General features: G+C 37.1%; 1 protein-coding gene. It reads left to right on the top strand.

Going from position 1 to position 380, the window contains the following annotated elements:
- Positions 1–2 precede the first annotated feature (2 nt).
- The gene (locus tag ERX55_RS11345) at positions 3–299 is read left to right on the top strand and encodes a DivIVA domain-containing protein (RefSeq protein WP_133452669.1); all 297 of its coding nucleotides are present in this window, start codon (positions 3–5) and stop codon (positions 297–299) included.
- The last annotated feature ends 81 nt before the right edge of the window (positions 300–380 follow it).

The following is a 380-nucleotide window of genomic DNA, read 5'->3' as shown; positions in this document are numbered from 1 at the left end:
ATATGACACTGAAATACTCTGCAAAAGATATTTACGAAAAAGAATTCGAGCGAACAATGGTCCGAGGTTTCAAGCCTGAAGATGTAGATGGGTTTTTAGATGATATCATCTCTGACTATCAGAAGATGGAAGATATGAACAACCAGCTGCTGAAACTGACAGATGAAAATAAAAAGCTGAAAAAGGAAATTGATGATCTTAGAATCCGTGTTGCAACGGGACGAGGAGATTCAGGATCTCAGAATTATGATCTGCTGAAACGTATTTCAAACCTTGAAAAAGCAGTGTTCGGCAAGTAGTCGAATCTCAAAAACTATGATATAATGCTAATGGTCAAAAGATATCTCGGATAATCGCTATAGCAATATAGAGGAAAGTCC

Source organism: Macrococcus bovicus (assembly GCF_004359575.1).
In the GTDB taxonomy this organism is placed as follows: Bacteria; Bacillota; Bacilli; order Staphylococcales; family Staphylococcaceae; genus Macrococcus; species Macrococcus bovicus.
Note: the sequence above shows the minus strand (reverse complement) of the source record. Positions and strands in the feature narration are given on the sequence as shown.

What these genes read in the sequence shown, in the direction of transcription:
- ERX55_RS11345 (WP_133452669.1), top strand. Translation starts at nt 3, where the DNA reads ATGACACTGAAATACTCTGCAAAAGATATTTACGAAAAAGAATTCGAG.